Annotated in this window: 23 protein-coding genes; 15 read left to right on the plus strand and 8 right to left on the minus strand. The window is 72.2% G+C overall.

Annotated features, from left to right (window positions below):
• Positions 1 to 5: 5 nt before the first annotated feature.
• Together OP04_RS12785 and OP04_RS12790 are read left to right on the plus strand one after the other, a co-directional pair.
• Positions 6 to 1,115, plus strand: a complete 1,110-nt coding sequence (locus OP04_RS12785; protein ID WP_051797724.1) for a sensor histidine kinase — start codon at positions 6 to 8, stop codon at positions 1,113 to 1,115.
• Between the two features lie 142 nt (positions 1,116 to 1,257).
• Entirely contained in the window at positions 1,258 to 1,578 is a 321-nt protein-coding gene (locus tag OP04_RS12790) for a DUF742 domain-containing protein (protein WP_033339749.1), read from the plus strand.
• Positions 1,579 to 1,609: 31 nt separating this feature from the next.
• Here OP04_RS12790 and OP04_RS12795 read toward each other — a convergent pair whose 3' ends face one another.
• On the minus strand, positions 1,610 to 2,230 hold the full coding sequence (locus tag OP04_RS12795) for a class I SAM-dependent methyltransferase (protein WP_033339750.1): 621 nt from the start codon (positions 2,228 to 2,230) through the stop codon (positions 1,610 to 1,612).
• Between the two features lie 37 nt (positions 2,231 to 2,267).
• Here OP04_RS12795 and OP04_RS53280 point away from each other — a divergent pair, with 37 nt between their 5' ends.
• Both OP04_RS53280 and OP04_RS12805 read left to right on the plus strand, forming a co-directional pair.
• Positions 2,268 to 3,044, plus strand: a complete 777-nt coding sequence (locus OP04_RS53280) for a hypothetical protein (RefSeq protein ID WP_033339751.1) — start codon at positions 2,268 to 2,270, stop codon at positions 3,042 to 3,044.
• Positions 3,045 to 3,108: 64 nt separating this feature from the next.
• Positions 3,109 to 3,519, plus strand: a complete 411-nt coding sequence (locus OP04_RS12805; protein WP_033339752.1) for a hypothetical protein — start codon at positions 3,109 to 3,111, stop codon at positions 3,517 to 3,519.
• A 278-nt stretch (positions 3,520 to 3,797) separates the two neighbouring features.
• On the opposite strand, the gene OP04_RS12810 is transcribed toward OP04_RS12805, so the two are convergent.
• Positions 3,798 to 4,355 (minus strand): GrpB family protein, encoded by a 558-nt coding sequence (locus OP04_RS12810; RefSeq protein ID WP_033339753.1) that lies wholly within the window; start codon positions 4,353 to 4,355, stop codon positions 3,798 to 3,800.
• A gap of 22 nt (positions 4,356 to 4,377) precedes the next feature.
• On the opposite strand from OP04_RS12810, the gene OP04_RS12815 reads away from it, so the two are divergent.
• Entirely contained in the window at positions 4,378 to 4,815 is a 438-nt protein-coding gene (locus OP04_RS12815; protein WP_033339754.1) for a hypothetical protein, read from the plus strand.
• Between the two features lies 1 nt (position 4,816).
• Here OP04_RS12815 and OP04_RS12820 read toward each other — a convergent pair whose 3' ends face one another.
• The 3 genes from OP04_RS12820 to OP04_RS12830 are packed head-to-tail and all read right to left on the minus strand — an operon-like array spanning position 4,817 to position 7,745.
• Positions 4,817 to 5,197, minus strand: coding sequence for a RidA family protein (locus tag OP04_RS12820; RefSeq protein WP_033339755.1), 381 nt, complete (start codon positions 5,195 to 5,197; stop codon positions 4,817 to 4,819).
• Positions 5,198 to 5,211: 14 nt separating this feature from the next.
• Positions 5,212 to 6,468, minus strand: a complete 1,257-nt coding sequence (locus OP04_RS12825; RefSeq protein ID WP_033339756.1) for an amidohydrolase/deacetylase family metallohydrolase — start codon at positions 6,466 to 6,468, stop codon at positions 5,212 to 5,214.
• Positions 6,465 to 7,745, minus strand: a complete 1,281-nt coding sequence (locus OP04_RS12830; protein ID WP_033339921.1) for a helix-turn-helix domain-containing protein — start codon at positions 7,743 to 7,745, stop codon at positions 6,465 to 6,467. Before OP04_RS12830 ends, OP04_RS12825 begins: the two co-directional genes overlap by 4 nt.
• 136 nt (positions 7,746 to 7,881) lie before the next feature.
• Between OP04_RS12830 and OP04_RS12835 the strand changes: the two genes are divergently transcribed.
• The 5 genes from OP04_RS12835 (at position 7,882) to OP04_RS12855 (ending at position 13,893) form a co-directional block, all read left to right on the plus strand.
• Complete coding sequence (locus tag OP04_RS12835) at positions 7,882 to 9,177, plus strand: alanine racemase (protein WP_033339757.1); 1,296 nt, start codon at positions 7,882 to 7,884, stop codon at positions 9,175 to 9,177.
• Positions 9,178 to 9,285: 108 nt separating this feature from the next.
• Positions 9,286 to 10,542 (plus strand): extracellular solute-binding protein, encoded by a 1,257-nt coding sequence (locus OP04_RS12840; RefSeq protein ID WP_033339758.1) that lies wholly within the window; start codon positions 9,286 to 9,288, stop codon positions 10,540 to 10,542.
• Positions 10,539 to 11,450 carry a carbohydrate ABC transporter permease gene (locus tag OP04_RS12845; RefSeq protein WP_157239749.1) on the plus strand — a complete coding sequence of 304 codons (912 nt, stop codon included), beginning with the start codon at positions 10,539 to 10,541 and terminating at the stop codon, positions 11,448 to 11,450. Before OP04_RS12840 ends, OP04_RS12845 begins: the two co-directional genes overlap by 4 nt.
• A complete protein-coding gene (locus OP04_RS12850; RefSeq protein WP_033339759.1) occupies positions 11,447 to 12,265 on the plus strand; it encodes a carbohydrate ABC transporter permease in 819 nt (272 codons plus the stop codon). Before OP04_RS12845 ends, OP04_RS12850 begins: the two co-directional genes overlap by 4 nt.
• A 2-nt stretch (positions 12,266 to 12,267) precedes the next feature.
• Positions 12,268 to 13,893, plus strand: a complete 1,626-nt coding sequence (locus tag OP04_RS12855; RefSeq protein ID WP_232323563.1) for a beta-N-acetylhexosaminidase — start codon at positions 12,268 to 12,270, stop codon at positions 13,891 to 13,893.
• On the opposite strand, the gene OP04_RS12860 is transcribed toward OP04_RS12855, so the two are convergent.
• Positions 13,835 to 14,320 (minus strand): MarR family winged helix-turn-helix transcriptional regulator, encoded by a 486-nt coding sequence (locus OP04_RS12860; protein ID WP_033339760.1) that lies wholly within the window; start codon positions 14,318 to 14,320, stop codon positions 13,835 to 13,837. The two genes, OP04_RS12855 and OP04_RS12860, sit on opposite strands and share 59 nt — an antisense overlap.
• Positions 14,321 to 14,445: 125 nt before the next feature.
• Between OP04_RS12860 and OP04_RS12865 the strand changes: the two genes are divergently transcribed.
• Positions 14,446 to 15,390, plus strand: coding sequence for an NmrA/HSCARG family protein (locus OP04_RS12865; RefSeq protein ID WP_033339761.1), 945 nt, complete (start codon positions 14,446 to 14,448; stop codon positions 15,388 to 15,390).
• A gap of 708 nt (positions 15,391 to 16,098) precedes the next feature.
• Positions 16,099 to 17,322: a discoidin domain-containing protein gene (locus tag OP04_RS51655; protein ID WP_085066407.1), complete on the plus strand. Its 1,224-nt coding sequence runs from the start codon at positions 16,099 to 16,101 to the stop codon at positions 17,320 to 17,322.
• A 549-nt stretch (positions 17,323 to 17,871) separates the two neighbouring features.
• Here the strand turns inward: OP04_RS51655 and OP04_RS12875 are convergent.
• Positions 17,872 to 18,447 carry a TetR/AcrR family transcriptional regulator gene (locus OP04_RS12875; protein ID WP_033339762.1) on the minus strand — a complete coding sequence of 192 codons (576 nt, stop codon included), beginning with the start codon at positions 18,445 to 18,447 and terminating at the stop codon, positions 17,872 to 17,874.
• Between the two features lie 95 nt (positions 18,448 to 18,542).
• Between OP04_RS12875 and OP04_RS12880 the strand changes: the two genes are divergently transcribed.
• Together OP04_RS12880 and OP04_RS12885 are read left to right on the plus strand one after the other, a co-directional pair.
• Positions 18,543 to 19,400: an alpha/beta hydrolase family protein gene (locus OP04_RS12880; protein ID WP_051797732.1), complete on the plus strand. Its 858-nt coding sequence runs from the start codon at positions 18,543 to 18,545 to the stop codon at positions 19,398 to 19,400.
• Positions 19,397 to 20,257, plus strand: a complete 861-nt coding sequence (locus OP04_RS12885; RefSeq protein WP_033339763.1) for an LLM class flavin-dependent oxidoreductase — start codon at positions 19,397 to 19,399, stop codon at positions 20,255 to 20,257. Before OP04_RS12880 ends, OP04_RS12885 begins: the two co-directional genes overlap by 4 nt.
• Before the next feature lie 13 nt (positions 20,258 to 20,270).
• Here the strand turns inward: OP04_RS12885 and OP04_RS55570 are convergent, their stop codons facing one another.
• On the minus strand, positions 20,271 to 21,326 hold the full coding sequence (locus OP04_RS55570) for an AraC family transcriptional regulator (RefSeq protein WP_033339764.1): 1,056 nt from the start codon (positions 21,324 to 21,326) through the stop codon (positions 20,271 to 20,273).
• A 77-nt stretch (positions 21,327 to 21,403) separates the two neighbouring features.
• Here OP04_RS55570 and OP04_RS12895 point away from each other — a divergent pair, with 77 nt between their 5' ends.
• Positions 21,404 to 22,315 carry an NAD(P)/FAD-dependent oxidoreductase gene (locus OP04_RS12895; protein ID WP_033339765.1) on the plus strand — a complete coding sequence of 304 codons (912 nt, stop codon included), beginning with the start codon at positions 21,404 to 21,406 and terminating at the stop codon, positions 22,313 to 22,315.
• The last annotated feature ends 326 nt before the right edge of the window (positions 22,316 to 22,641 follow it).

The following is a 22,641-nucleotide window of genomic DNA, read 5'->3' on the forward strand; positions in this document are numbered from 1 at the left end:
CCGGAATGAAGAACACCGCGCTGGTCATCGGCATCCCCGTCGGCGCCGGCCTGATCGCCTACGCGGCCGGCAACGCCATCGCGCGCACCGGCAGCGGCGAGACGCCGCTGACCGTCCCGATCGTGCTCGCGGCCGTGCTCGGCGTCATCGTGCTCGCCGCCACCGCGGTTGTCGTCTGGATCGACCGGCAGGTGCGCGCGGCCGCCGCGTACGCGGAAGAGCTCGCCGCCGTGCGCGTCCCCGACCTCACCCGCCGCGTCCGCGCCGGCGAGCCCGTCGACCCCGCGATCGCGCTCCCGCCGCCCGCCGGCGGGCCGTTCGCGTCGCTCGGCGAGGCCGCACGCGCGATCGCCTGCCACGCGGTCGACGCGGTCGCGGCCGAGACCATCAGCCGCGACGCCCAGCAGCTCGCGCTGCGCGTCGGCCGGGACAACCAGCGGCTGCTGCACCGGCAGCTGTCCATGCTGGACGAGGTGGAGAGCCGGGAGACCGACCCGGACGAGCTGGCCCGGCTGTTCACCATCGACCACCTCGCCGCCCGCATGCGCCGCAACGTCGAGAAGCACCTCACGCTCTCCGGCAGCACGCCGGCCCGTCGCTGGCGCAAGCCCGTGCCCATGCTCGACGTGCTGCGCGCCGCGGCCGCGGAGGCGGACGACTACCACCGGGTGGAGGTCGTGCCGGTCAACGGGCCGATCCTGCTCGGGCGCGCGCTGATCGACGTCACCCACCTGCTCGCGGAGCTGGTCGACAACGCGCTCGCGGCGGCGCCCGGACGGCAGGTGCGTGTGGTGTGCACGCCGATGCGCGGCGAATGCCTGATCACGGTGCGCGATGGCGGGCGCGGCATGTCCCAGTCCACGGTGGACGTGCTGAACGAGCTGCTGCGGGCGCCGGCGAGCGCGACGGAGGAGCAGCGCGGGCACGGGCTGCACGTGGCCGCGCGGCTCGCCCAGCGGCGCGGGATCACGATCACGCTGCAGACCGGACCGGACGGCAGCACCGCGACCGTCCTGCTCCCGGCGGATCTGCTGACCGCCGCTTCCCCGGGGGCGGGACCGGGATCAGGACCGGGAGCGGTGCGGCCTCGGCGAGGCGTGGATGCGGTCCGCTGAGGCGGGTCCGGACGAGGGACCCGGCCGAGGCTCGCGTCCCGGCCGGGTCCTGCGTTCCGCCCGGGTCTCGGCTCCGGCTCCGGCTCCGGGTTCGGGTTCGGGTTCGGGGGAGGATGCCTGGTACGACTCCGACGCCGGCCCGGTGGTGCGTCCCTACGCGGTCACGCGCGGGCGCACCCGGCCCGCCGGAGACCTCGACCTGGTCACGCTCGTGGTCACCACCGGCAAGGGCGCCCGGACCGGCCGCACGCTCCCGCCCGAACAACGCGACATCCTGATGCTCTGCCGCCGCCCGCACTCCGTCGCCGAGGCCGCGGTCAGCGCGGGCCTGCCGCTCGGCACCACCCGCGTCCTCCTCGGCGACCTGGTCACCGCCGGCCTGGTCACCGCCTGGGAACCACCCACCACCGCGCCCACGGAGAAGCTGCTGCGCCGTGTGCTGGTCGGGCTGCGCGCACTGTAAGGCGCGGGCCCGGTCACCCCGGCACAGGAACTCACATCGGGAGCGCGGCGAACCAGTGACCGGCGTCGTCGAGCCACCGGTCCCGTCTCAAGCCGCTGTCGTGCAGCAACCGGTCCAGCTGCTCCTCGGTCCGGCGGCACACCTCGAACCGCTGCACCCACGAACGGCCACCCAGCGTGTAGACGGTCTCCGCGGTCGCTCCACGCAGCTCCGTCCGCCCGTGCACCGGACCCAGCCACCCCTCGCGCACGGCCGGACCGTCGAACCAGGACGGCGGCAGCCACTGGACGATCACCTGCCCGCCCGGCGCGACGTGCCGTGCGCAGGCCTCCAGCGACTCCGTGCCGATCATGTTCGCGGCCAGCAGCACCACGTCGAACGTCTCGTCCAGCCGTAGCTGCTCGATCCGCGCGTGCACCGGCGTCACACCGTCCAGGTAGGCCAGCATCGCGGCGGACTCGTCCACGCCGACCACCCGATGCCCGCGCGCGGCCAGCGGATTCGCCAGCCGCCCGGTGCCACACCCGAGCTCCAGCACGCGGGACGCCGTCGGGATCGCGCGGTCGATCAGCTCCGGCTCACCGCGGGGCGGCAGATGGCGGTAGACCTCCACCGGGCAGCCATCCGCCGTGACCGCGTCGTCGTAATCCACCTGACGACCGTATCGACGAGCGCTACCCTCGCACGCGATGAAGAAGCGATCCCCCTTTAACACCGCGGTACGCCGCATCCTGGCCGGTGCGGCCGAGGTGCACGTCATCGATCAGCTTTCGGTCCTGAACGATCCCGACGCGCCCAGGATCACGGTGACCGGGCCGGAGATCGCCGAGCTCACCCGGCTGCTGGCCGTCGGCGGGATGTCCACGACCCGCTACATGGGTTGGGGCCAGCCGACGGTCCTCGTCCTCGGGCCGGGCGGAGAAGAACTCGCCCGGTGGGATCTGCACGGCCAGGAACGGTTGCGCGGCCCGGAGAACCACGAGGCCTGGCTGCTCGACGGCCCCGCGCTGACCACCTGGCTCGCGGACCGTGGCCTCACCGGGCCCCGCGAGGAACAGGAGGAGGCGGCCCGTGACGAGATCCTCCGCGAGGAACGCCGCGTGCAATGGGTGCGGGCCGCGCCGAAACTCGTCTACCTGGCCGACCCGGTGTCGCTCGGGGAGCCCGGCGCCGAGGAACGGCTCGCGGCGTCGATGCCGCGCGTCTACCCCGATCCGGTCACGCGCATCCGCAACCTCCTGACCTGGGCCGGTTTCTCGTGCCGGCAGGGGGACGGCTTCATGGGATACGAACACGTGCCGCAACGCCTGCTGCTCACCGAACCGCCCGAGGCGATCTTCGACGCGCTCCTCGCCGCGCCACTGACGCCGGAACAACGCGACGGCGCCGCGGCACTGTTCGCGTCCCACCCCTGGTCCGCACCGGTGCCGGAAGCGGTGCGCGCGCAACTGGAACCGAACCCATGAAATTCCGGATGCGCCACGGGTACGGCGCGGGCCGTACCGAGTAGAAGATCGTCATAATGTCGCCGTGGAGACGGCACGTTTCGATGCGGTGGCGGCACGGCTCGCGGAGGACCGGGGCGACTTCGCCACGGCGATCGCGCTCGTCGGCCCGTTCGGCGAGTGCTTCAGCGACGACCTCGACCGGCACGAGGCACACCTGTGGCACGTCGATCTGCTGGGCCGCGCCGGCCGCCTGGCCGAGCTGGAGGAGCTGAGCCACACCGACGAGCACGCCCGCCGCCGCCTGAACCGGCTCCTCTACCGCAAGGGCCGCACCGCTGCGCTCCGCAGACGCGCGCTCAACGGCGACCAGCTCGCGTTCTACCTGCTCGTAGGCCTGCACTACGCCCGCGGCCGCCACGCGGAAGCCCGCCGCACGATCATGGAGATCGACCCCACCGGCCGCTACGCCATCGAGGCAGAATCGGCGTCATGAACGCCCACCACGCCATCAACTACCGCGAGTTCACCGTCACCGACCCCAGCGGCAACGAACTCGGGGTCTGGTCAGAGCGATGATCCAGATCAAGATCTAGTTCATTTTCCCGCTTCCGGCGTGGTCCGGCAGCGTTGCTCCCGCGGGCAAACCTCGCGTCGGGCTCCGCTGGCGCTCCGCTCGTCGCGAGGAGCCGGTTCCGCCTAGTGGTCCCGGTAAGCCAGGCCGACGTCGCCCGCTGCGGGCTGACTCGGTGTCCGACCGGGGAGAAGAGGTGGCTACGGGGTCCAGGCGGTGGCGGTGGCCCATTCCTCGGCGGCGACGATGATGACGTCGATGACCGGGTCCTTGAGGTCGGTGTAGGTGTAGATGTCGCCGACGGCGGTGGCCAGCTTCTCCTTGAAGCGGGCGTAGGCGGGGACGGCGGCGGGGTGGGCGCGGAACCAGTCGCGGAAGAGCAGGGCCAGGCGTTCGTTGGGTGAGCCGGTGACGCGGCAGTGCAGGTTGATCTGGTCCTGGCCGGGGGTGCGCAGGTTCCAGTATCGCTTGGCCCACCGGTCCTGGGGGTCGTCGCGGCCGGCGGGCACGTGGTCGTGGTCGTAGGGCCATCGCTCGAAACCGAGACCGGCCAGTACGGGTGAGAAGGCGGCGGTCGCGGCGTCCAGGCCGGACACGCTCACCTGGAGGTCGTAGATCGGCTTCGCGGCCATGCCGGGTACGGACGTGCTGCCGATGTGCTCCACGCGCAGCGCGAGCGGGCCCAGGGCGGCGCGCAGCGAGGTGGCGTGTGCGAGGCCGCGCTCGGCCCAGGCCTGGTCGTAGGGGGCGACGAACATTGTCGAAGACTACGGTGGTCCGATGTCGCTGACCGAGGATGATCTCGCGTATCTCGCCACGGTCACCGTGACGGTCGCGCCGGGTCGCAGCCTGGACGTGGTCACGCTGGTACGGGCGTGGCGGTCCCACCTTGCCACGTTCGAGGCGGATCTGTTCGCGGCCGGGGGCGGGCGGCCGGTGCGAGGGGCGCACGACTACATCGCGGCGCTCTGTTTCCGGGACTGGATCGCGCAGGCGACGGCGCTGCTGCCGGAGGATCTGCGGCGGGCGCTGGACCGCACGGTGGCGGAGATCGACCGGCGTTTTCTGGCGTTCACCCAGCCCGATGTGGACAACCGCGTGGAGCGGGCCGCGGACGATCACGATCCGATGCACGACTGGTGGTGGCATCGCCTGCCGCGCTCCGGCCCGGTCCACGACGAGCTGATGGGTGCGTGGCCGGGCGCGGAGGGGGCGTGAGTCAGGCGCCGGTGTAGAGGACCGCGTCGATCTCGATCTGGAAGCCTTCGAGGGCGACGGGGAGGGTGGTGCGGGCGGGCAGGTTCGACGTGCCGAGGAACTCGGTGTAGATCTCGTTCATCTTCGGGAAGTCGGAGAAGTCGCGCAGGTAGACGCCGACGCGCACGGCCTGGGACAGCGACGCCCCGGCGGCCTCGGCGACCGCGGCCAGGTTGACGAAGCACTGGCGGGCGGCGGCCTCGAAGTCGTCGCGGATCCAGGTGCCGTCGGGGAGCACGGGGCAGGCGCCGGCCAGGTAGACGAAGTCGCCGGCCACGACGGCCTGCGAGTACGGCCCGCCGGGCGGTGCGGCCTTGTCGGTCTCGATGATGCGCTTGGGCACGGGGAAGAGCCTTTCTAGACGGAGAATCGGGGGAACTGCTCGGCCAGACCGTCCGCGCCGACCAGCGGCTCACGCAGCAGCGCCCGCAACGCGGTGGTGCGGTCGTGCAGCGCCTGCCGCTGGGCGGGCGTCAGGGGGATCCAGGCGGGCGGTGGCTCCGGCAGCCGCGGCGTGAGCAGCCGGCCGCCGACGTAGGTGGCGTCGTTGACCAGCCGGTGCGGCGCGGTCCGGCGCTGCTGGTGCGCGTCGACCACCTCGAACGGGCCGTCGCGCAGCGTGAACACGGCGATGTCGGCGGGCGCGCCGACCGCGAGCGTGCCGACCGGCAGGCCGAGCACGCGCGCGGGGTGGACGGTGGCGCGCGCGATCACGTCCTCCAGCGGCAGGCCGAGCGCGAGCATCTTGGTCAGCGTGGTGGGCAGGTCGAACACCGGGCCGTAGACGCTGCGCGCGTGCAGGTCGGAGCTGAGCGTGTGCGGGACCAGCCCGAGCGCGAGCTGCGCGTCCAGCACGTCGAAGGCGAAACCCCCGGACCCATGACCAAGATCAAACAAAACGCCTCGGCGGTACGCGGAGACGAGCGCCGGATGCGCCGGGGAGGAGCCGGCCGCGATCGCGCTCGCGCAGTGCGTGACCAGGTCGCCGGGCCGTAGCAGCGCCAGCACGTCCTCGAGCGCGGGTGGCGACGTGCCGATGTGGACCATGAGCGGCACGTCGCAGGCCGCGGCCACGGCGAGCCCGCGGCGCAGCGGTTCCAGGCCGTTGCCGCCGACGGTCTCCCGGTCCATCCGCACCTTCACGCCGCGGACCAGGTCCCGGTGCGCGCCGATCGTGGCGATGGCCAGGTCGACGTCGCAGTGCGCCAGGTCGCGCGCCTCGCCGGTCCGCCCGGCCAGCCCGACGGCGGAGATGTTGAGGAACGCGGCGGTACGCACCCGGTCGCGCGCCGCGGCCTCCCGGAACGCGCCCAGCGTGTACGCGCCGGCGGACCCCGCGTCCACCCAGGTCGTCACGCCGGAGCACCAGGCCACCGGGTCCGGGTCGATGCCCCAGTAACCGCCGCCCGCGTGCACGTGCGTGTGCAGGTCGACCAGGCCGGGCGTGACGATCCGGCCGCGCGCGTCCACCACCTCGCGGGCGGCCGTGGCGTCCAGGGCCGGCGCGACCGCGGCCACCTTGCCGTCGCGCACGCCCACGTCGAACGCGCCGACGTGCCCGCCGCCCACGTCGATCAGGCGCCCGCCGGTGACGAGCAGGTCGAACCGGGTCACGATGCGGACACCGCGGCCGTGATGGCCAGCCGGTACAGCCGGGTCGGCCGTCCCTTGCGGCTCACCTGCGCGCTGCCCTCGTCGACCACCAGGCCCCGTTCGCTCAGTTTGCGGATCAGTCGCCGGCCGCTCGGGTCGGTGATGCCCAGCGATGCGGCCAGCTCGCCCGGCGAGACCGCGCGCCCGGCCAGCCCGCGCTCGATCGCGGCCAGCCGGGACAGCGTGCCCGCGCTCAGCCCGACCTCGGCGGCCAGCCCTTCCAGGCCCTCGTCGTGCGAGCGGTAGGTGAACGTCAGCGCGGTGCCGCCCGCACCCATCGGGCCGATGACCAGTCCTGAGTCCTCGATCAGGTACGCACCCGGGGCCGGCTCCTGCTCGGCGCGGGTGGCGGCGCGTTCGGCCAGCGCCACGCAGGTGCGGGCGGAGGAGCCGATGCCGAAGCCGGCCACCACCCGTACCCCCAAGGTCTCCTGTGCTCGTGACAACACGTTCAGGTCGACCCAGCGGTGCGTGACGGCCTCGAACAGCGCGCGGTGCGCGAAGACGACGACGCCGCGGCGGTCGCGGTTCTCGATCCAGCAGTCGGCGAACTCGGGCGTGTTGAGCAGCAGGTTCATCAGGCCGATCCGCGCCCGGTCCGGGTCGGGGGAGTTCGGCGCGACCAGGAACACGCCGGCCGCGAACCGCAGCTCGTCCGCCTGCTTCGACTTCACGCGCAGTGCCAGCTGGTGCAGCTCCGCGCGGATGGTGGCGATCTCCGGCTGCGCGCTGACCACGGTCGCGCCGTCGACGCCGGCCGCGATCACGCCGGTGCGCACGCTGATCACCAGCGGCGCGCCGGCCCGGCGGTGGAACGCCACGATGTCGTCCACGGTCTGCGCCTCGTCGAACGGCAGCGCGGCGATCTGCGCGCGGTCCAGGCCGAGCGCGTCCGCGACCTCGTCCACGGTGTCCTGCCCGAACGTGTCGATGCTGACCGGCACGGCCGCGCCGCCGTGCGCGAGCGCGCGGCCCCAGGCGAGCGCGAGGTCGAGCGGCGCGGGCCGGGTGACCGTGACCGGCAGGTCGGCCGGGAGCACCTCGCGAGCCCGCGCATACGGCACCGGGCCGAGCAGCAGGCCGTCGACGCGCTTGCGTCGCAGCAGGTCGCCGACGAGCGGGCGGATCTCCGGCTCGTGCTCGTAGGTGACCCACTCCAGCGTGGCGCCGGTCAGCGTGCGCGAGGCCGCGTCGAACCGCGCCCGGTGACTCGCGTGGACCACGAGCCCGATGACCATCGCCACGACAGGCCGCTCCTCACCTAGGATCGGAACCGATATTCGAGCAGGTTCGAAAATAGTGCGCTAAAGCTCGACCAAGAGTGGGGCCTCAGGCCCCTGCGGGTCAAGCCCGCCCTGCGAGAAGGGTGTCACAGTGACCACGATCGACCGGTGGACCAAGGGCTTCTTCCACCCCGGCCCGCCCACCCCGGACGCGGACTTCATCGCCGCAGGCCACGACCTGTTCGACGGCGCTTTCACGTACCCGCTGATGTTCGCCCGGCAGCCCGCGCTGGACGCCAACGTGGCGACGATGGCCGCGTTCTGCGCCGGCCGCGGTCTCGCCTTCGCGCCGCACATCAAGACCCACATGAGCCCCTCGCTGGTACGGGCACAACTCGACGCCGGCGCCTGGGGCGTCACGGTCGCCACCGCGAACCAGGCGCTGGCCGCGCACGCGATGGGCGCACCCCGGATCCTGGTCGCCAACCAGGTGCTGGACCCGACCGCGCTGCGCTGGCTCGCCGCCCAGCACGTGACCATCACGGTCGACTCGGTGATCGGCGCGGAGACGGCCGGCGCCGCGGCCGAGGCGGCTCGCGTGGCGGCGGCCGGCACCGCAACCATCGCGGCCGGGGTGGCCCACGTCGGAACGGCCGGTATCGCAGCCGAAGCGGCAGGCATGGCGGCGGCCGGCACCGCGCCGCTCATCCCGGTGCTCGTCGAACTCGGCCACGCGGGTGGCCGCACGGGCTGTCGTACCCTCGATGACCTGCTGGTTGTCGCGACCACGGTCCACGTGCAGCCGGGCCTGCGGCTGGCCGGCGTGACCGGTTACGAGGGCGGCCTCTCCGATGCGGCCTCGGTCGCATCCTTCCTCGACCGGCTGCGTGACGCCGCCGAGGCGGTATCAGGCCTGGTCGACGGCGAGATCATCGTCTCCGCGGGCGGAAGCTCCTGGTTCGACGTGGTCGCGGACCGTCTGCCGGGGCCGCTCGGGCAGGGCCGCCCGATCACCGCGCTGCTCCGCTCCGGTGCCTACGTCTCGCACGACGACGGCTACTACCGGGAGCGCACGCCGTTCAACCGGCTGGCCGGCGAGGGTGCGCTGCACGCCGCGCTCGGCGTCTGGGCGCAGGTGCTCTCCACGCCGGAGCCCGGTATCGCGCTGGTCGGCATGGGCAAACGCGACGTCCCCTACGACGAGGGCCTGCCCGAGCCGCAGCGGATCCGCCGGCCCGACGGCACCGAGTCCGGCGCCGCCGGACTGCGCGTGACCAGGGTGAACGACCACCACGCCTATCTGTCGACAGCGGACGGACAGGTGTCTCCCGGGGATCTGGTGCTGTTCGGGATCTCGCACCCGTGCACCGCGTTCGACAAGTGGCGGGCCATCCCGGTCGTCGATCATGACGGACGGGTTTCCGGCGTGCTGCGCCCGCATTTGTGACCACCGAGGTCTTGACGCGCTGACCGGCGCAAGCCCACTCTAGGTGCCACTGAGATCAACGAACTATTTACGAACCATGCCCGAAATAATTCCTTGACCGGAGGCCCGATGAAGAAGCGGATAGCGGGCGTCGCCGTCGCCGCCGCGCTGCTGACCGGCTGTGCCCCCTCCACCAACGCGCCGGCCACGTCCGGCACCGACGAGAAGACCGGCACGCTGCGCGTCTGGCTCTTCGACGAGCCGAACCGCACCCCGAAGGAGGCGGTCATCAAGGCCGCCGTCGAGGAGTTCCAGGCCGCGCACCAGGGCGTGACCGTCGACGTGCAGTACATCGCGGTCGAGACCCGGGCCGAGCGCTTCAAGGGCGCGTTCAACGACCCGGCCAGCGCGCCGGACGTGGTGGAGTTCGGCAACACCGACCTCGCGGAGTACGTGAACGCGGGCGGCCTCGCCGACATCGGCGCGGACCTGGACGGCTGGGCCGAGGGCGCGGACCTCGCGGCCGACCTGCGCGCCAGCGCCACCGTCGACGGCACGGCGTACGGCCTGCCCTGGTGGGTCGGCGTCCGCGCGCTGCACTACCGCACGGACGTCTTCACCGAGCTGGGCCTCACGCCGCCGGCCACGCTGGCGGAGCTGACCGCGACCGCGAAGACCATCCGGCAGCGGAAGCCGGACCTGTTCGGCGTCGCGGTCGGCGGCAAGTACACGTTCGGCGCGCTGCCGTTCGTGTGGGCCAACGGCGGCGACATCACGGCGCTGAACTCGGCGCAGTCCCGGGCCGGCGTCACCGCGTACACGGACCTGCTCAAGGACGACAACTGCCCGCCGCAGCAGTGCGCGGACCTGACCGGCGGCAAGACCGTCGAGCTGTTCGCGGGCGGCAAGGCCGGCATGGCGATCCTCGGCAACTTCAACCGCGCCGCGGTCGAGGCGGGCACGGTCAAGGGTAAGTACGCGGTCGTGCCGCTGCCGGGCGTCACGGCCGGCAGCATCGCGCCCGCGTTCGCCGGCGGCAACAACCTCGGCGTCATGAAGAACACGCCGCGACGTACGCTCGCCGCGGACTTCCTGAAGCTGCTCGGCAGCAAGAACTACCAGCTCAAGATGTTCGACGCGATGGGCAACCTGCCGACGCTCACCTCGGCGCGCACCGAGCTGGCGGCCAAGGACGCCACGCTGAAGCCGTTCCTGGACACGATCGCGGCCGGCACCAAGTTCGTCCCGGTCGACCCGGGCTGGGGCGCGATCGACAGCCAGGCCGTCATCCCGACCATGCTGCAGAACGTCGCCACCGGCCGTTCCACCGTGGATGCCGCGACCGACGAGGCCGCCGCCGCGGTCAGCGCGGCCCTGAAGAAGTGACGACGATCGACGCGGGCCCGGCCGTCAAAGGCCGGGCCCGCACGCTCACGCCGCTCTGGCTGCTGTTGCCGGCCGCCGCGGTGCTGCTGCCGCTGTTCGTCTACCCGATCTACCAGCTCGGCCTGCTCTCCGTGCTGGACTTCCGGCAGGCCCAGGTCAGCGGCGGCCAGCCCACCCGGTTCATCGGGCTGGACAACTACACCGACCTGATGTCCGCGCCGCGGTTCTGGTCCGTGCTCTGGGCCACCGTGCTGTTCGCGGCCGCGCTGGTGCTGGTCACGCTCGCGGTCGGCGCCGCGCTCGCGGTGCTGCTCACCAAGGTCAGCCGCTGGGCCGCGTACACGCTGTCACTCGCCGCGATGGCCGCCTGGGCCGCGCCCGCGATGACCGGCTCCACCGTGTGGATGTTCCTGTTCGACACGAACCTCGGCCTGGTCAACCGCGTGCTGGGCTGGGAGGGGCACAACTGGACGTACGAGCGGCTGGACGCGTTCGCACTGGTCGGCGCCGTCGTGGTCTGGCACTCGTTCCCGTTCGTCATGGTCACGCTCTACGCCGGCATCAAGGCGCTGCCGGAGCAGGTGCTGGAGGCCGCGCAGCTGGACGGCGCGAACCCGTGGCAGTCGTTCTGGCGGGTGACCGTGCCGATGCTGCGCCCGATCATCGCGATCGTGGTCATCCAGTCGATCATCTGGGACTTCAAGATCTTCACCCAGATCTACGTGATGACGAACGGCGGCGGCATCGCCGGTCAGAACCTCACCCTCAACGTGTACGCGTACCAGCAGGCCTTCGCGTCCTCCGAGTACGGCCTCGGCTCCGCGATCGGCGTGGTCATGATGCTGATCCTGCTCGCCGTCACGCTGGTCTACCTGCGCCTGCTACGCCGCTCCGGGGAGCCGCTGTGATCCGCCGCCTCGTCCCGAACACCATCGCACTGATCGTGGCGCTGGTCGTCGCGTTCCCGATCTACTGGATGGTGCTGTCCGCGCTCAAGCCCGCCGGCGAGATCCAGTCCGCCTCGCCGGTGCCGTGGACGCTCGCGCCGTCGCTGGAGAGCTTCCAGCGTGTGCTCCAGGTGAACGGCTTCGGCCGTTACTTCATGAACAGCCTGATCGTGGCGCTGGCCGTGGTCGTGCTGTCCGGCCTGGTGGCGTTCCTGGCCGCGGTCGCGCTCACCCGGTTCCGGTTCCGCTTCCGGACCACGCTGCTGGTGCTGTTCCTGATCGCGCAGATGGTGCCGATCGAGGCGCTGACCATCCCGCTGTTCTTCCTGGTCCGGGACCTCGGCGCGCTGAACACGCTGTTCTCGCTGATCCTGGTGCACTTCGCGTTCACGCTGCCGCTCGCGGTCTGGATGCTGCGCGGCTTCGTCGCCGCGATCCCGGACGAGATCGAGGAGGCTGCCCAGCTCGACGGCGCGTCCCGCTGGCAGATCCTGTGGCGCATCCTGTTCCCGCTGGTCGCACCAGGACTCGCGGCCACCGGCGTGTTCTCGTTCATCACCGCGTGGAACGACTTCCTGTTCGCCCGCACGTTCATCATCAGCGCCACCGAGAACCAGACGCTGCCGATGGCGCTGCTGGTCTTCTTCAAGCCGGACGAGAACGACTGGGGCGGGATCATGGCAGCATCGGTGCTGATGACCGTACCCGTGCTGATCTTCTTCCTGTTCGTCCAGCGCCGTCTCGTCTCGGGCCTGGCCGGGGCGGTGAAGGATTGATCGTGCCCCGTCCCGTCTCGCTGGTCCGGTCCGGCGACGACGTCTTCACGCTGCGCCCGGACACGGTGCTGATCGCGCCGGAGTCGCTGGCCGCCACCGCGGCCTGGCTGCGGGCCACGCTCGGGCCGCCGACCGGCTGTTTCCTGCCACCGGCGGTGCAGTCCGTGGTCGCGGAGCCGGCGCCGAGCGGCGCGATCGTGCTGCGCCTGGACGAGCGGATGCCGGCGGAGGCGTACCGGCTGACCGTCTCCGCCTCGCTGGTCGCGGTCACCGGTGGCGACGCCGCGGGCGTGCACCACGGCCTGCAGACGCTGCGTCAGCTGCTGCCATCGGCCGCGCTGCGTCGTGCCGCGGCCTCGGACGGGCCGTGGACGCTGCCGGCGCTGGAGATCGAGGACGCGCCCCGGTTCCGCTGGCGCGGTTGCATGCTGGACGTGGCACGGCACTTCATGCCGGTCGCGGGCGTGCTGCGGATGATCGACCTGATCGCGCTGCACAAGCTCAACGTGCTGCACCTGCACCTGACGGACGACCAGGGCTGGCGGCTGGAGATCCCGGGCTATCCGGGCCTGACCGCGGTGGGCGGATGGCGGCCGCGCAGCATGCGCGGGTCACGCGTGCACGGCGAGTTCGACGAACGACCGCACGGCGGGTTCTACACGGCGGACGACATCCGGGAGATCGTCGCCTACGCGGCTGATCGGCACGTCACGGTCGTGCCGGAGATCGATCTGCCCGGCCACGTGCAGGCCGCGCTCGCGGCGTACCCCCGGCTGGGTCATGGGGGTGAACCCGCGGTGATGGAATCGTGGGGCGTCTCCGCGCACACGCTCACCGTCTCCGACGAGGCGCTGGAGTTCTGCCGGACGGTGCTGCACACGGTCTGCGACCTGTTCCCGTCGCCGGTGGTCGGCATCGGCGGCGACGAGTGCGACCGCACCGAGTGGCAGCACAGTGCGTCGGCGCGGGCGCTCGGCGTCGACGACGTCCAGGCCTGGTACGTGGCGCGGCTCGCCGGTTTCCTGCGCGAGCGCGGACGGCGGCCCTACGGCTGGGACGAGATCCTGGAGGGCGGCGCACCGGCGGACGCGCTGATCGGCGCGTGGCGCGGTCCGGACGCCACCGTGCGCGCCGCGAACGCGGGCCACGACGTGATCGCCTGCCCGGACATGCACCTCTACCTGGACTATCGCCAGTCCGACGACCCGGGCGAGCCGACGCCGGTGGGCACGCGGCTGACGGTCGCCGACGTGTACGCGTTCGAGCCGGTGCCGGACTCCGTCGAGGATCCGGCGCGGGTCATCGGCGCGCAGGCCAACATCTGGACCGAGCACATGCCGGACGCGCGGGCCGTGGACTACATGGCCTTCCCGCGGCTGTGCGCGTTCGCCGAGGTGGTCTGGTCGCCGGCCGCACGGGAGGTCTCGGACTTCGACGCGCGGCTGACCGGGCACTACGCGCGGCTGGACGCGCTCGGCGTGGAGTACCGCCGGCCGGACGGGCCGCGCCCCTGGCAGTCCCGCCCGGCCGCGCGCGGCAACCCGTTGACCCACGAGCAGCGGCGCGCGGTCATACGGGAGATGCTGCTTCCTCGCACAGCGGCGTCACCTCGTCCAGACGGGCGATGACCTTCTCGCACAGCTCGCCGAACGTGGCCAGCTCCGCCGGCGTCAGCGCCTCGATGAACCAGGTCCGCACGTGGGCCACGTGCATCGGCGCCGCGCTCTCGATCGCGGCCTGGCCGGCCGCGGTGATCACCACGTCGGAGTAGCGCAGGTCGTCCGCCCGGGTCTCGCGCGTGATCAGGCCGCGCTTCTCCATCCGGGTCAGGTGGTGGGACAGCCGGCTCTTCTCCCAGCACGTGCACTCGATCAGGTCGGTCGAGCGCATCCGGCCGTCCGGCGCCTCGGACAGGTGCACCAGCACCTCGTAGTCCGGCACCGACATCTTGCCCTCGGCCTGCATGTGGGCCGCGATCTGGGCCGTCAACCGGCCCTGCATCTCGACGTAACGGCGCCAGTCGCGCTGCTCGTCGTCCGTCAGCCATTCAGTCACCTTCCCATGATACGCGTCACAGGTTGATGTGTCATCGATCGGGAATCATCGATCGGATGGTCAAGTTGATGTGTCAACAGAAGGGTCGAAAGACATTCGGCCCGGAGGATGATGCGGAGACCATCATGAACAAGATCATCGCGGTTGTCGGAGCCACCGGTGCCCAGGGCAACGGTCTGGTCCGCGCCATCCTCGACGACCCCGAGGGCGGCTACACGGTCCGCGCGCTGACCCGCGACGCCACCTCCCCGAAGGCGCAGGAGCTGGTCAAGCTCGGTGCCGAGGTGGTGCAGGCCGACAACTACGACGAGGAGAGCCTGGTCCGGGCGTTCACCGGGGCCTACGGCGCCTACCTGGTCACCAACTTCTGGGCGCACATGTCCGCCACCCGAGAACAGGAGGAGGCGGCGAACCTGGCACGCGCCGCCCGGACCGCGGGTGTCCAACACGTCATCTGGTCCACGCTGGAGGACACCCGCGACCACATCCCGGCCTCCGACCCGCGGCTGCCCACGCTCCAGGACGTCTACACCGTGCCGCACTTCGACGCGAAGGCTGAGGCGGACAGCCTCTTCACCTCGCTCGGCGTGCCCACCACGTTCCTGCGTACCACCGCCTACTTCGACAACTTCGCCGGATTCGGCTGGGAGCCGCAGCGTGACGCCGCGGGCGAGCTCGTGCTCAACCTGCCGATGGGGGCCGGGCGCCTCTCGGGCATCGCGGCCGAGGACATCGGTCGCACCGCCTACGGCGTCTTCAAGGCCGGCCAGGAGTACGTCGGGAAGACCGTCCACATCGCGGGCGAGCACCTGACCGGATCGGAGATGGCGGCCGCGCTGAGCAGGGCGCTCGGCGAGAAGGTGGTCTACCGGCCGCTCAGCCACGACGAGTACCGCGCACTGGGATTCCCGGGCGCGGACGAGATCGGCAACATGTTCCAGTACTACACCGAGCACACCGACTACTTCACCGGCGTCCGCGACCTCGACGAGGTCCGCCGCCTGAACCCGGCCCTCCAGACCCTCGACCAGTGGCTGGCCCGCAACGGTGACGCGATCCCGCGCCACTGACCCCGCTCCGGTGCCCGGCGGTTCATCCGCCGGGCGCCGTACGTCCGTCGATGCCGGGGCGGCGCAGACACATCGGCCGTCTCCGGCTAGCCTCCTCCGGGCGTGGCAGTCGTACGTAGGGGAGCCGACATGGAGAAGCCTGAGCGGCAGCCGGATCCGGCGGCCGACGAGCGGCCGGAAGCGCCGGGGGCGGTTGAAAAGGCTGGTGAGGCGCCTTCTTCGGTGTCGGAGGGAGCGCCGGTTCCGCCGGTGACGCGGGCGGGGTCCATATCGGATTCCGCGGCGGCGGGGCCGGATTCGGGCGGGGCTCTTGCGGCGGCTGAGCCAGGGCTGCGGGACTCCGTGCCGGCGGTTCCCGTTCACGCGGAATCCCCGACGGAGGCTGCCACCGAGGCCTCGCCGGCGGAGATTGCTCCGGCGCCGAAAGCTGAGAATGCTGCTGGCCGGGATGCCGTCGGCGTGGCAGAGACGGGTAGTGGCGCCGCAGGTGTCTCTCCGCAGGCTTCCGGTGGTTCGCCACTCGCTTCCGGCGGGTCTCCGCAGGCTTCCGGTGGTTCGCCGCTGGCCGCCGGCGGGTCTCCGCTTGCGTCCGGTGGTTCGCCGCTCGCGTCCGGTGGGTCTCCGCAATCCTCGGGCGCGATTACCGGTGCGCGGGAACGGCCTAAGCCGCCGGCCCCGCAGCGGGCGATCGCGTTGCGCGGGCTGCCCATGAACAGCCCGGCCGGTTCCGTTGCCAGGGGTGGTGCCGAGTTCGCGCCGGGCAGTTCCGGCGAGTCCGCATCGCAGTCTGCGCCGCCGGTCCCCGCCGCTGACCAGCCCGCGCCGCCCGCCACCCGCGCCACCCAGCCTGTGCTGCCCGTTCCGGCCGCGCAGCCCGCCACCCAGGTCGGGCCGCCCGCCCGGACCGTGTCGCCTGCTCCGGCTGTCGTACCTCCCGCGTCTCGTCCGGTGCCCGCTCAGCACACGTCCCCTGAGCAGCCCGCATCCGCCGCACCATCCGCATCCGGGGCTGCCACGACGCAGCTCACATCGTCCGCTGCCGCCACGCCGGCGCCCGCGTCGTCGGCCGCCACCACGACGCCGTCCGCGTTCGCCGCGCTGCCGTCGACGCAGACCTTCGCCGGTCCCGCCGAGCGAGGGCCGATGGATTCGGACCCGGTCCTGGCCACCGTGCCGCCGCGCAGCGCCTCGCCCACCACCGACACACCGCCCGCCGACCCTTCCCGGCGGGTCCGGCCGTGGCTGATCGGTGTCGCGGTGGCGGCCGTGGTCGGGCTGGTGGCGGTGCTCGTGCCGCTGTTCCAGCAGCGTGGGGACGAGCCTGATCTCGTGTCAGCGCCCAGCGCGTCGTCGGCCGGGGAACCGTGGAACGTCGGCTATCCCTCCGGACCGTCCACCGTCGACCCGGCCGCTGTCTCGCCGTCGCCGTCGAGCACGGGCGCCGCGTCCGCCTCGCCGAAGCCGAGCAGGACCTCGTCGGCGTCCCCCTCGCCCGCGCCGAGCCGGAGCGCGTCCCCGAAGGCGACCGGCCCCAAGGCGAACACCGCCGGTGCGAACATCGCGCGCGGCAAGCCCGGCTTCGCCTCCACGGAGGCGGACGGGACACGCGCCGGCCAGGCCCTCGACGGCGACATGTCGACGCGGTGGACCAGCGCCTACTCCGCACCCGAGTGGATCATGGTCGATCTCGGCGAGTCCTGGCAGATCAGCAACGTCACGCTGTACTGGGAGGCCGCCTACGGCCGCGCCTACCGCGTCGAGGCCTCAGCGGACGGCAACACCTGGAAGTCGATCTACAGCACCACGGCCGGCGAGGGCGGCACCGTCAAGGCCACCGCGCCCGCCGGAACCACCGGCCGCTACGTGCGCCTCTACGGCACCGAGGTCGCCACCATCTGGGGCTTCAGCATTTTCGAACTCGAGGTCCGCTGACAGCACATCTGCCGGGTTCCCCGGATCCAGCTCACTTTCCCGCTTCCGGCGTGGTGCAGCCCGCATGCTCCCGACCCTGTTGCCCATCCGGGACGAGCGCCGTGAGCGCGAGGCCCGGCTCCGCCTGTCATGTCGGGTGCTTGCACCTGACCGGAATGGGCAACAGGGTCGCTCCCGCGGGCGAACCTCGCCGTCCGCCAAGACTTCGCCGGCGCTCCGCTTGCCTCCCGGTGTCGGAGCCGGTTCCGTGCGGTGCCGGAAAGTGCGCGCGGCTCCCGTCGTGTGCGCGTCGCGCGAGGCGCCTCCCGTGCCCGCGCGGAGTGCCCTCCCGTGATCGGGCGACCCTGAGGGACGCCCGATCACGGGAAGGGTGCCTGGGACCTGTGCGTGCGGGCGGGTTTTTGGTTTGAGCTCGGCCACCCGCGGCAGCGGAAGGGAGGAGCGCCAGCGACGACCGGTGCCCGCGGGAGCGTGCGGACCGCAACCACCGCGAAGTGGGAAATCTGTTTCCAGGTTTTGATCTTGGTCTTGATGGGACCGGGCGATGTGTCAGGAGTCGGCGCGCAGGCCCTTGATCACGAGTTGGACCATGTGGCGGGCGTGGTAGTGGGGGTCGTTCTCGGCGCCGATGCAGAGGTTGCCGACGCCGCGCATGAGCGTGAGCGGGTCCATGCCGGGGGTGATCTCGCCGGAGGCGGTGGCGGCGTCGAGGAGCTGGGCGCAGACGGGCAGCAGGCGTTCGAGGAAGAGGCCGTGGAGCGTCTGGAAGGCGGCGTCGTCGGACTGGAGCGCGCCGGCCAGGCCGTGCTTGGTGGTCAGGAAGTCGACGAACATCATGATCCAGTCGGCCAGCGCGGCGTGCGGTGACGGGCGGGCGGCCAGCAGTGCGGGGCCGGCCTCGACGCACGCCTCGATCTGGTGGAGGTAGACCGCGACGATCAGGTCGGCCCGGGTGGGGAAGTGGCGGTAGATCGTGCCGACGCCGACGCCCGCGCGGGCCGCGATGTCCCGGACCGCCACGTCGACGCCGGACTCGACGAACGCCGCGGCGGCCGCGTCCAGCAGCGCCAGCTTGTTGCGCTCGGCGTCGGCGCGCTTGCGTGGTGCGGGCGTGTCCGATCCCACTGCATCACTCCACTTGGCAAACGGAACCTGGTTCCGTATCTTTGGTCGCGGAACGAGGTTCCGCTTATCCGATTCTGCCAGAACATGAGGACCCCATGACACCCGTCATCTCAGTGCACCCGGTGATCCTGCCCGCTCCGGAGCGTGGCGACGACCTGCGGGTTCGCGTCTCCGCGCCCGCCACCGCCGACACCCACCCGGTCGTCATCCTCTCGCACGGCTTCGGTGGGTCGGCGAGCGGCTACGCGCCGCTGGTCGACGCCTGGACCGAGGCCGGGTTCGCCGTCCTGCAGCCCACCCACCTGGACTCCCGCGCGCTGGCGCTGCCGCAGGACGACCCGCGCCAGCCGGACATCTGGCGCATCCGCATCGACGACGTGACCCGCGTCCTCGACAACCTCGACGCGCTGGAGGCGCTGATCCCGGGCCGGTTCGACCGGGACCGGATCGCGGTGGCCGGGCACTCCTACGGCGCGCAGACCGTCAGCGCGCTGCTCGGCGCGCGCGTGATCGGCTTCGACGGCGTGCCGGAGCGGGACCCGCGGATCACCGCCGGCGTGCTGCTGGCGCTGACCGGCACCGGGCTGGGGGATCTGAGCCCGTTCGCGGCCGAGCACTTCCCGTTCATGAGCCCGAGCTTCGCGGAACTGACCGCACCGGCGCTGCTCGTGGCCGGTGACAAGGACCAGTCGCTGCTGAGCACGCGCGGGCCGGACTGGTTCACCGACGGCTTCCACCTGAGCCCGTCGCCGAAGGACCTGCTCACGCTGCCCGGCGGCGAGCACTCGCTCGGCGGGATCACCGGGTACGGCGTCACCGAGACCACGGACGAGGACCCGGAGCGGGTGGCGCTGGTGCGGCGGGCGTCCACGGCGTACCTCCGCAAGGCTTTTGGTCTTGGCGACGCGGACTGGGACGACGTGCGGCGCGAGGCCGGGATCGAGTCGAAATGACGTTCGGGATCATGACCGCGCCGATGCAGGTCGGCTACGCGGACATCCTGCGCGTGTGGCGGGAGGCGGACGCGATCCCGGAGATCGCGCACGCCTGGCTCTTCGACCACCTGATGCCGATCGGCGGCGACCCGGACGGTCCGATCCACGAGGGCTGGACGCTGCTCGCCGCGCTCGCGGCGCAGACCGCACGGCTGCGCCTCGGCGTGCTGGTGACCAGCAACCGGTTCCGGCCGCCCGCGATGCTCGCCAAGATCGCGACGACCGTGGACGTGGTGTCCGGCGGGCGGCTCGACTTCGGCATCGGCGCGGGGTCGAGGCCGACCTATGCACCGGCGCGGCGCGAGTACGACGCGCACGGCCTGCCCTATCACGACTTCGGGCACTCGGTGAGCGCGCTCGGCGAGTCGCTGACCGTGATCCGGCGGCTGTGGACGGCGGAGGAGCCGTTCGACTTCCACGGCGAGCACGTGCGGGTGACCGGCGCGTTCGGCAATCCGAAGCCGGTGCAGCGCCCGCACCCACCGATCATGATCGGTGGCCGCTCGTCGCCGGTGCTGCGGGTGGTCGCGGAGCACGCGGACCTGTGGAACATCGCGGGTGGCGGCGACATCGAGGATCTGGTGGGGCGGAGCCGGTTGCTGGACCGGTTCTGCGCGGAGATCGGGCGGGATCCGGGCGAGATAGTCCGGTCGATTCATCTGCCGGTCGACTACGACCGGCCGGGGGTGACACGAGGGAAGATCGCGGAGGCGCGGGAGGCCGGGTTCGCGCACGTCGTGCTGGGCCTGCCGCCGTTCTACCCGGAGGGCGTCGCGCAGTGGGTGGCGGACGAGTTGATCACGCCGTCGATCTGATCCGATCGGGATCTCAACCCGATGAGCCGGACCGGGCGGCGGCGCGGAACCGGCCGGGCGCGACGCCGTACTCACGCCGGAACGCGCCGGCGAACGAGAACTCCGTCGCATACCCCACCTGCCGCGCGATCGAGGACAGCGGCGCCTCGGTCTCGCGCAGGAGGCGTGCGGCCCGGTCCAGACGCGCGCCGATCAGGTAGGCCATCGGCGGCCGGCCTACCGCGGCCGTGAAGCGCCGGGTGAGCGCCGCCCGCGACAGGCCCGCGGCCCGGCCCAGATCCCGCACGGTCCACCGGGTCTGCGGGCTGTCGTCGATCATGTTCAGCAACGTCGTGATCGCCGGGTCGGGCGTGGCCGGTCGGTCCGCGGATGCCAGCCAGCCGGTCAGCGCGTGCGTCAGCATCAGGTCCAGCAGCGCGGGCCGGACCGTGTCCGTACCCGGCCCGCCGGCCTGCGCCTCGTGCGCGTCCAGCAGCGCGACCACCGATGGCAAGGGGCTACCCGGCCGCCGGTCCGCCTCCGGTCCATCGGCGGCCTCCGGCCCGAGGCCTGCCTCCGGTCGACGGGCTGCTCCCGGCTCGTGGCCTGATTCCGGTTCGTAGCCCGCTTCCGGCTCGCGATCCCTCGGTCGGTACGGATCGATCGCCGCCGCTTCCGGCGGCGAGACCGTCGCGGCTGCGGGCACCACGAGCAAGCCGGGCAACGCGGCCAGATAGGGGTGCACACGTCCGGTGTCCAGCCGGTACGCGCCGCACAGGAACTCGAAGCCGGCGGCGCCCGCGGGTGGCCGGGCCGTGCCCAGCGCCACCGGCGGCAGCCCGCGCAACGGGCGCGGCTCGGCGGCCAGACCGTGGTCCGCGCCGGACGTGACCAGCACGATGTCGCCCGCGCGCAGCGGGACCGGCGGTGCGTCCGCGGCGAGCAGCCAGCCGGTGCCGTGCAGGACCACGTGGAAGCCGCTGCCGGTCAGGCCGGAGAACCGCAGGCCCCACGCGCCGGACTGGCGGAAACGCCGCACCGTCCCGCGGCCGACCCGCAGCGTCGAGATCGCCTGGCTGATCGGGTCCACCGGCGGATGCTATCCGGGTATGTGCGTGAGACACACGCGCATGTCGGCCGGGGCGTACCCCTGGTGAGGTCTAGATCATGAACGACAGCATCGTGATCGGCGCGGGTGCGGCCGGTCTGAGTGCCGGGCTCACGCTGGCTCGGGCCCGCCGCACCACCCTGATCGTCGACGCCGGACGGCAGAGCAATCTGGCCGCTACCGGGATCGGCGGTCTGCTCGGGCATGACCGGCGGCCGCCGGCGGAGTACTACGCGGCGGGTCGTGCGGAACTCTCGGCGTACCCCTCGATCGAGATCCGGCACGGCGAAGCCGTGAGCGCGGCCCGGGAGCCGGACGGGACGTTCAGCGTGGCGCTCGCGGACGGCCGCCGGGAGCGTGCGCGGACTCTGATCCTCGCGCCCGGGATGGACTACCGGGTGCCGGAGCTGCCGGGACTGGCCGCGCGGTGGGGCACGTCCGTGTTCCACTGTCCGTTCTGTCACGGTTGGGAGGCGCGGGACCGGCCGATGGGCGTGCTGGCGAGCGGCGCGGTCGGCGTGCACGGCGCACTCAACCTGCGGGCCTGGACGACCACGATCACGCTGCTGACCAACGGCGTCGCGCTCACGGACGGACAGCGCGACCTGCTGGCCGGCGGGGGAGTGGCGTGGGACGAGCGGCCGATCGCCGCGCTCGACGGCCCCGGCAGTGCGCTGGCGACCGTCACGTTCGGCGACGGCGACGCGCTCCCGGTGACCGCGCTGCTGGTCAAGGCCGTGCTGCACCAGCGTTCCGCGCTCGCCGCCGGCCTGGGCGTCACACTGATCCCGCCGGACGAGATGCTCAGCGTGGCGGCGATCACGGTCGACCCGATGTGCAGGACCGGCGTTCCGGGCCTCTTCGCCGCAGGCGACGCCGCGACCTCGGTACCGCCGTCGATGGCCGCGGCAGTCGCCTCCGGCTACCTGGCCGGCGCGAGCGCGGCCGTGCAGATCGCGGCCGGCTACTGATCAGCCATTCAGGCAACACTGTCTGATCGCACAGTCTCCAGCGGACGGGTCTTCTGTCTTTTATGCGTAAGCACCCACAGTGGTGACCGCCTGGCTGCCCTGCCGATGATCTGCTCGGCTTGTCCCGGGTCGATGGCAAACGGGGCAGACAGGCCGCACGAAACCCAGCCACGGATCCCGGTCCAGCGCAGCTGAAAAGGTGTTGGACCCTGCCCCGGAGCCGGAGCGTTCCCGCCGGAGGAAAAGCCCAACGCAACCAATAACATGAAATTTCGGGCGCCCCAGCGCCCAGTCAATCGCAACGGATCCAGACCTCGACGCCGAAA

The organism is Catenuloplanes japonicus (assembly GCF_000717135.1).
GTDB lineage: Bacteria > Actinomycetota > Actinomycetes > Mycobacteriales > Micromonosporaceae > Catenuloplanes > Catenuloplanes japonicus.

Excerpts from the sequence above, each read along its gene's own strand:
- OP04_RS51655 (WP_085066407.1), top strand. The coding sequence starts at position 16,099 with ATGAACAGCCCGGCCGGTTCCGTTGCCAGGGGTGGTGCCGAGTTCGCG.
- OP04_RS12810 (WP_033339753.1), bottom strand. The coding sequence starts at position 4,355 with ATGTTCGTCGCCCCCTACGACCAGGCCTGGGCCGAGCGCGGCCTCGCA.
- OP04_RS12880 (WP_051797732.1), top strand. The coding sequence starts at position 18,543 with ATGACACCCGTCATCTCAGTGCACCCGGTGATCCTGCCCGCTCCGGAG.
- OP04_RS12785 (WP_051797724.1), top strand. The coding sequence starts at position 6 with ATGAAGAACACCGCGCTGGTCATCGGCATCCCCGTCGGCGCCGGCCTG.
- OP04_RS12865 (WP_033339761.1), top strand. The coding sequence starts at position 14,446 with ATGAACAAGATCATCGCGGTTGTCGGAGCCACCGGTGCCCAGGGCAAC.
- OP04_RS12830 (WP_033339921.1), bottom strand. The coding sequence starts at position 7,745 with ATGGTCATCGGGCTCGTGGTCCACGCGAGTCACCGGGCGCGGTTCGAC.
- OP04_RS12815 (WP_033339754.1), top strand. The coding sequence starts at position 4,378 with ATGTCGCTGACCGAGGATGATCTCGCGTATCTCGCCACGGTCACCGTG.
- OP04_RS53280 (WP_033339751.1), top strand. The coding sequence starts at position 2,268 with ATGAAGAAGCGATCCCCCTTTAACACCGCGGTACGCCGCATCCTGGCC.
- OP04_RS12840 (WP_033339758.1), top strand. The coding sequence starts at position 9,286 with ATGAAGAAGCGGATAGCGGGCGTCGCCGTCGCCGCCGCGCTGCTGACC.
- OP04_RS12885 (WP_033339763.1), top strand. The coding sequence starts at position 19,397 with ATGACGTTCGGGATCATGACCGCGCCGATGCAGGTCGGCTACGCGGAC.
- OP04_RS12895 (WP_033339765.1), top strand. The coding sequence starts at position 21,404 with ATGAACGACAGCATCGTGATCGGCGCGGGTGCGGCCGGTCTGAGTGCC.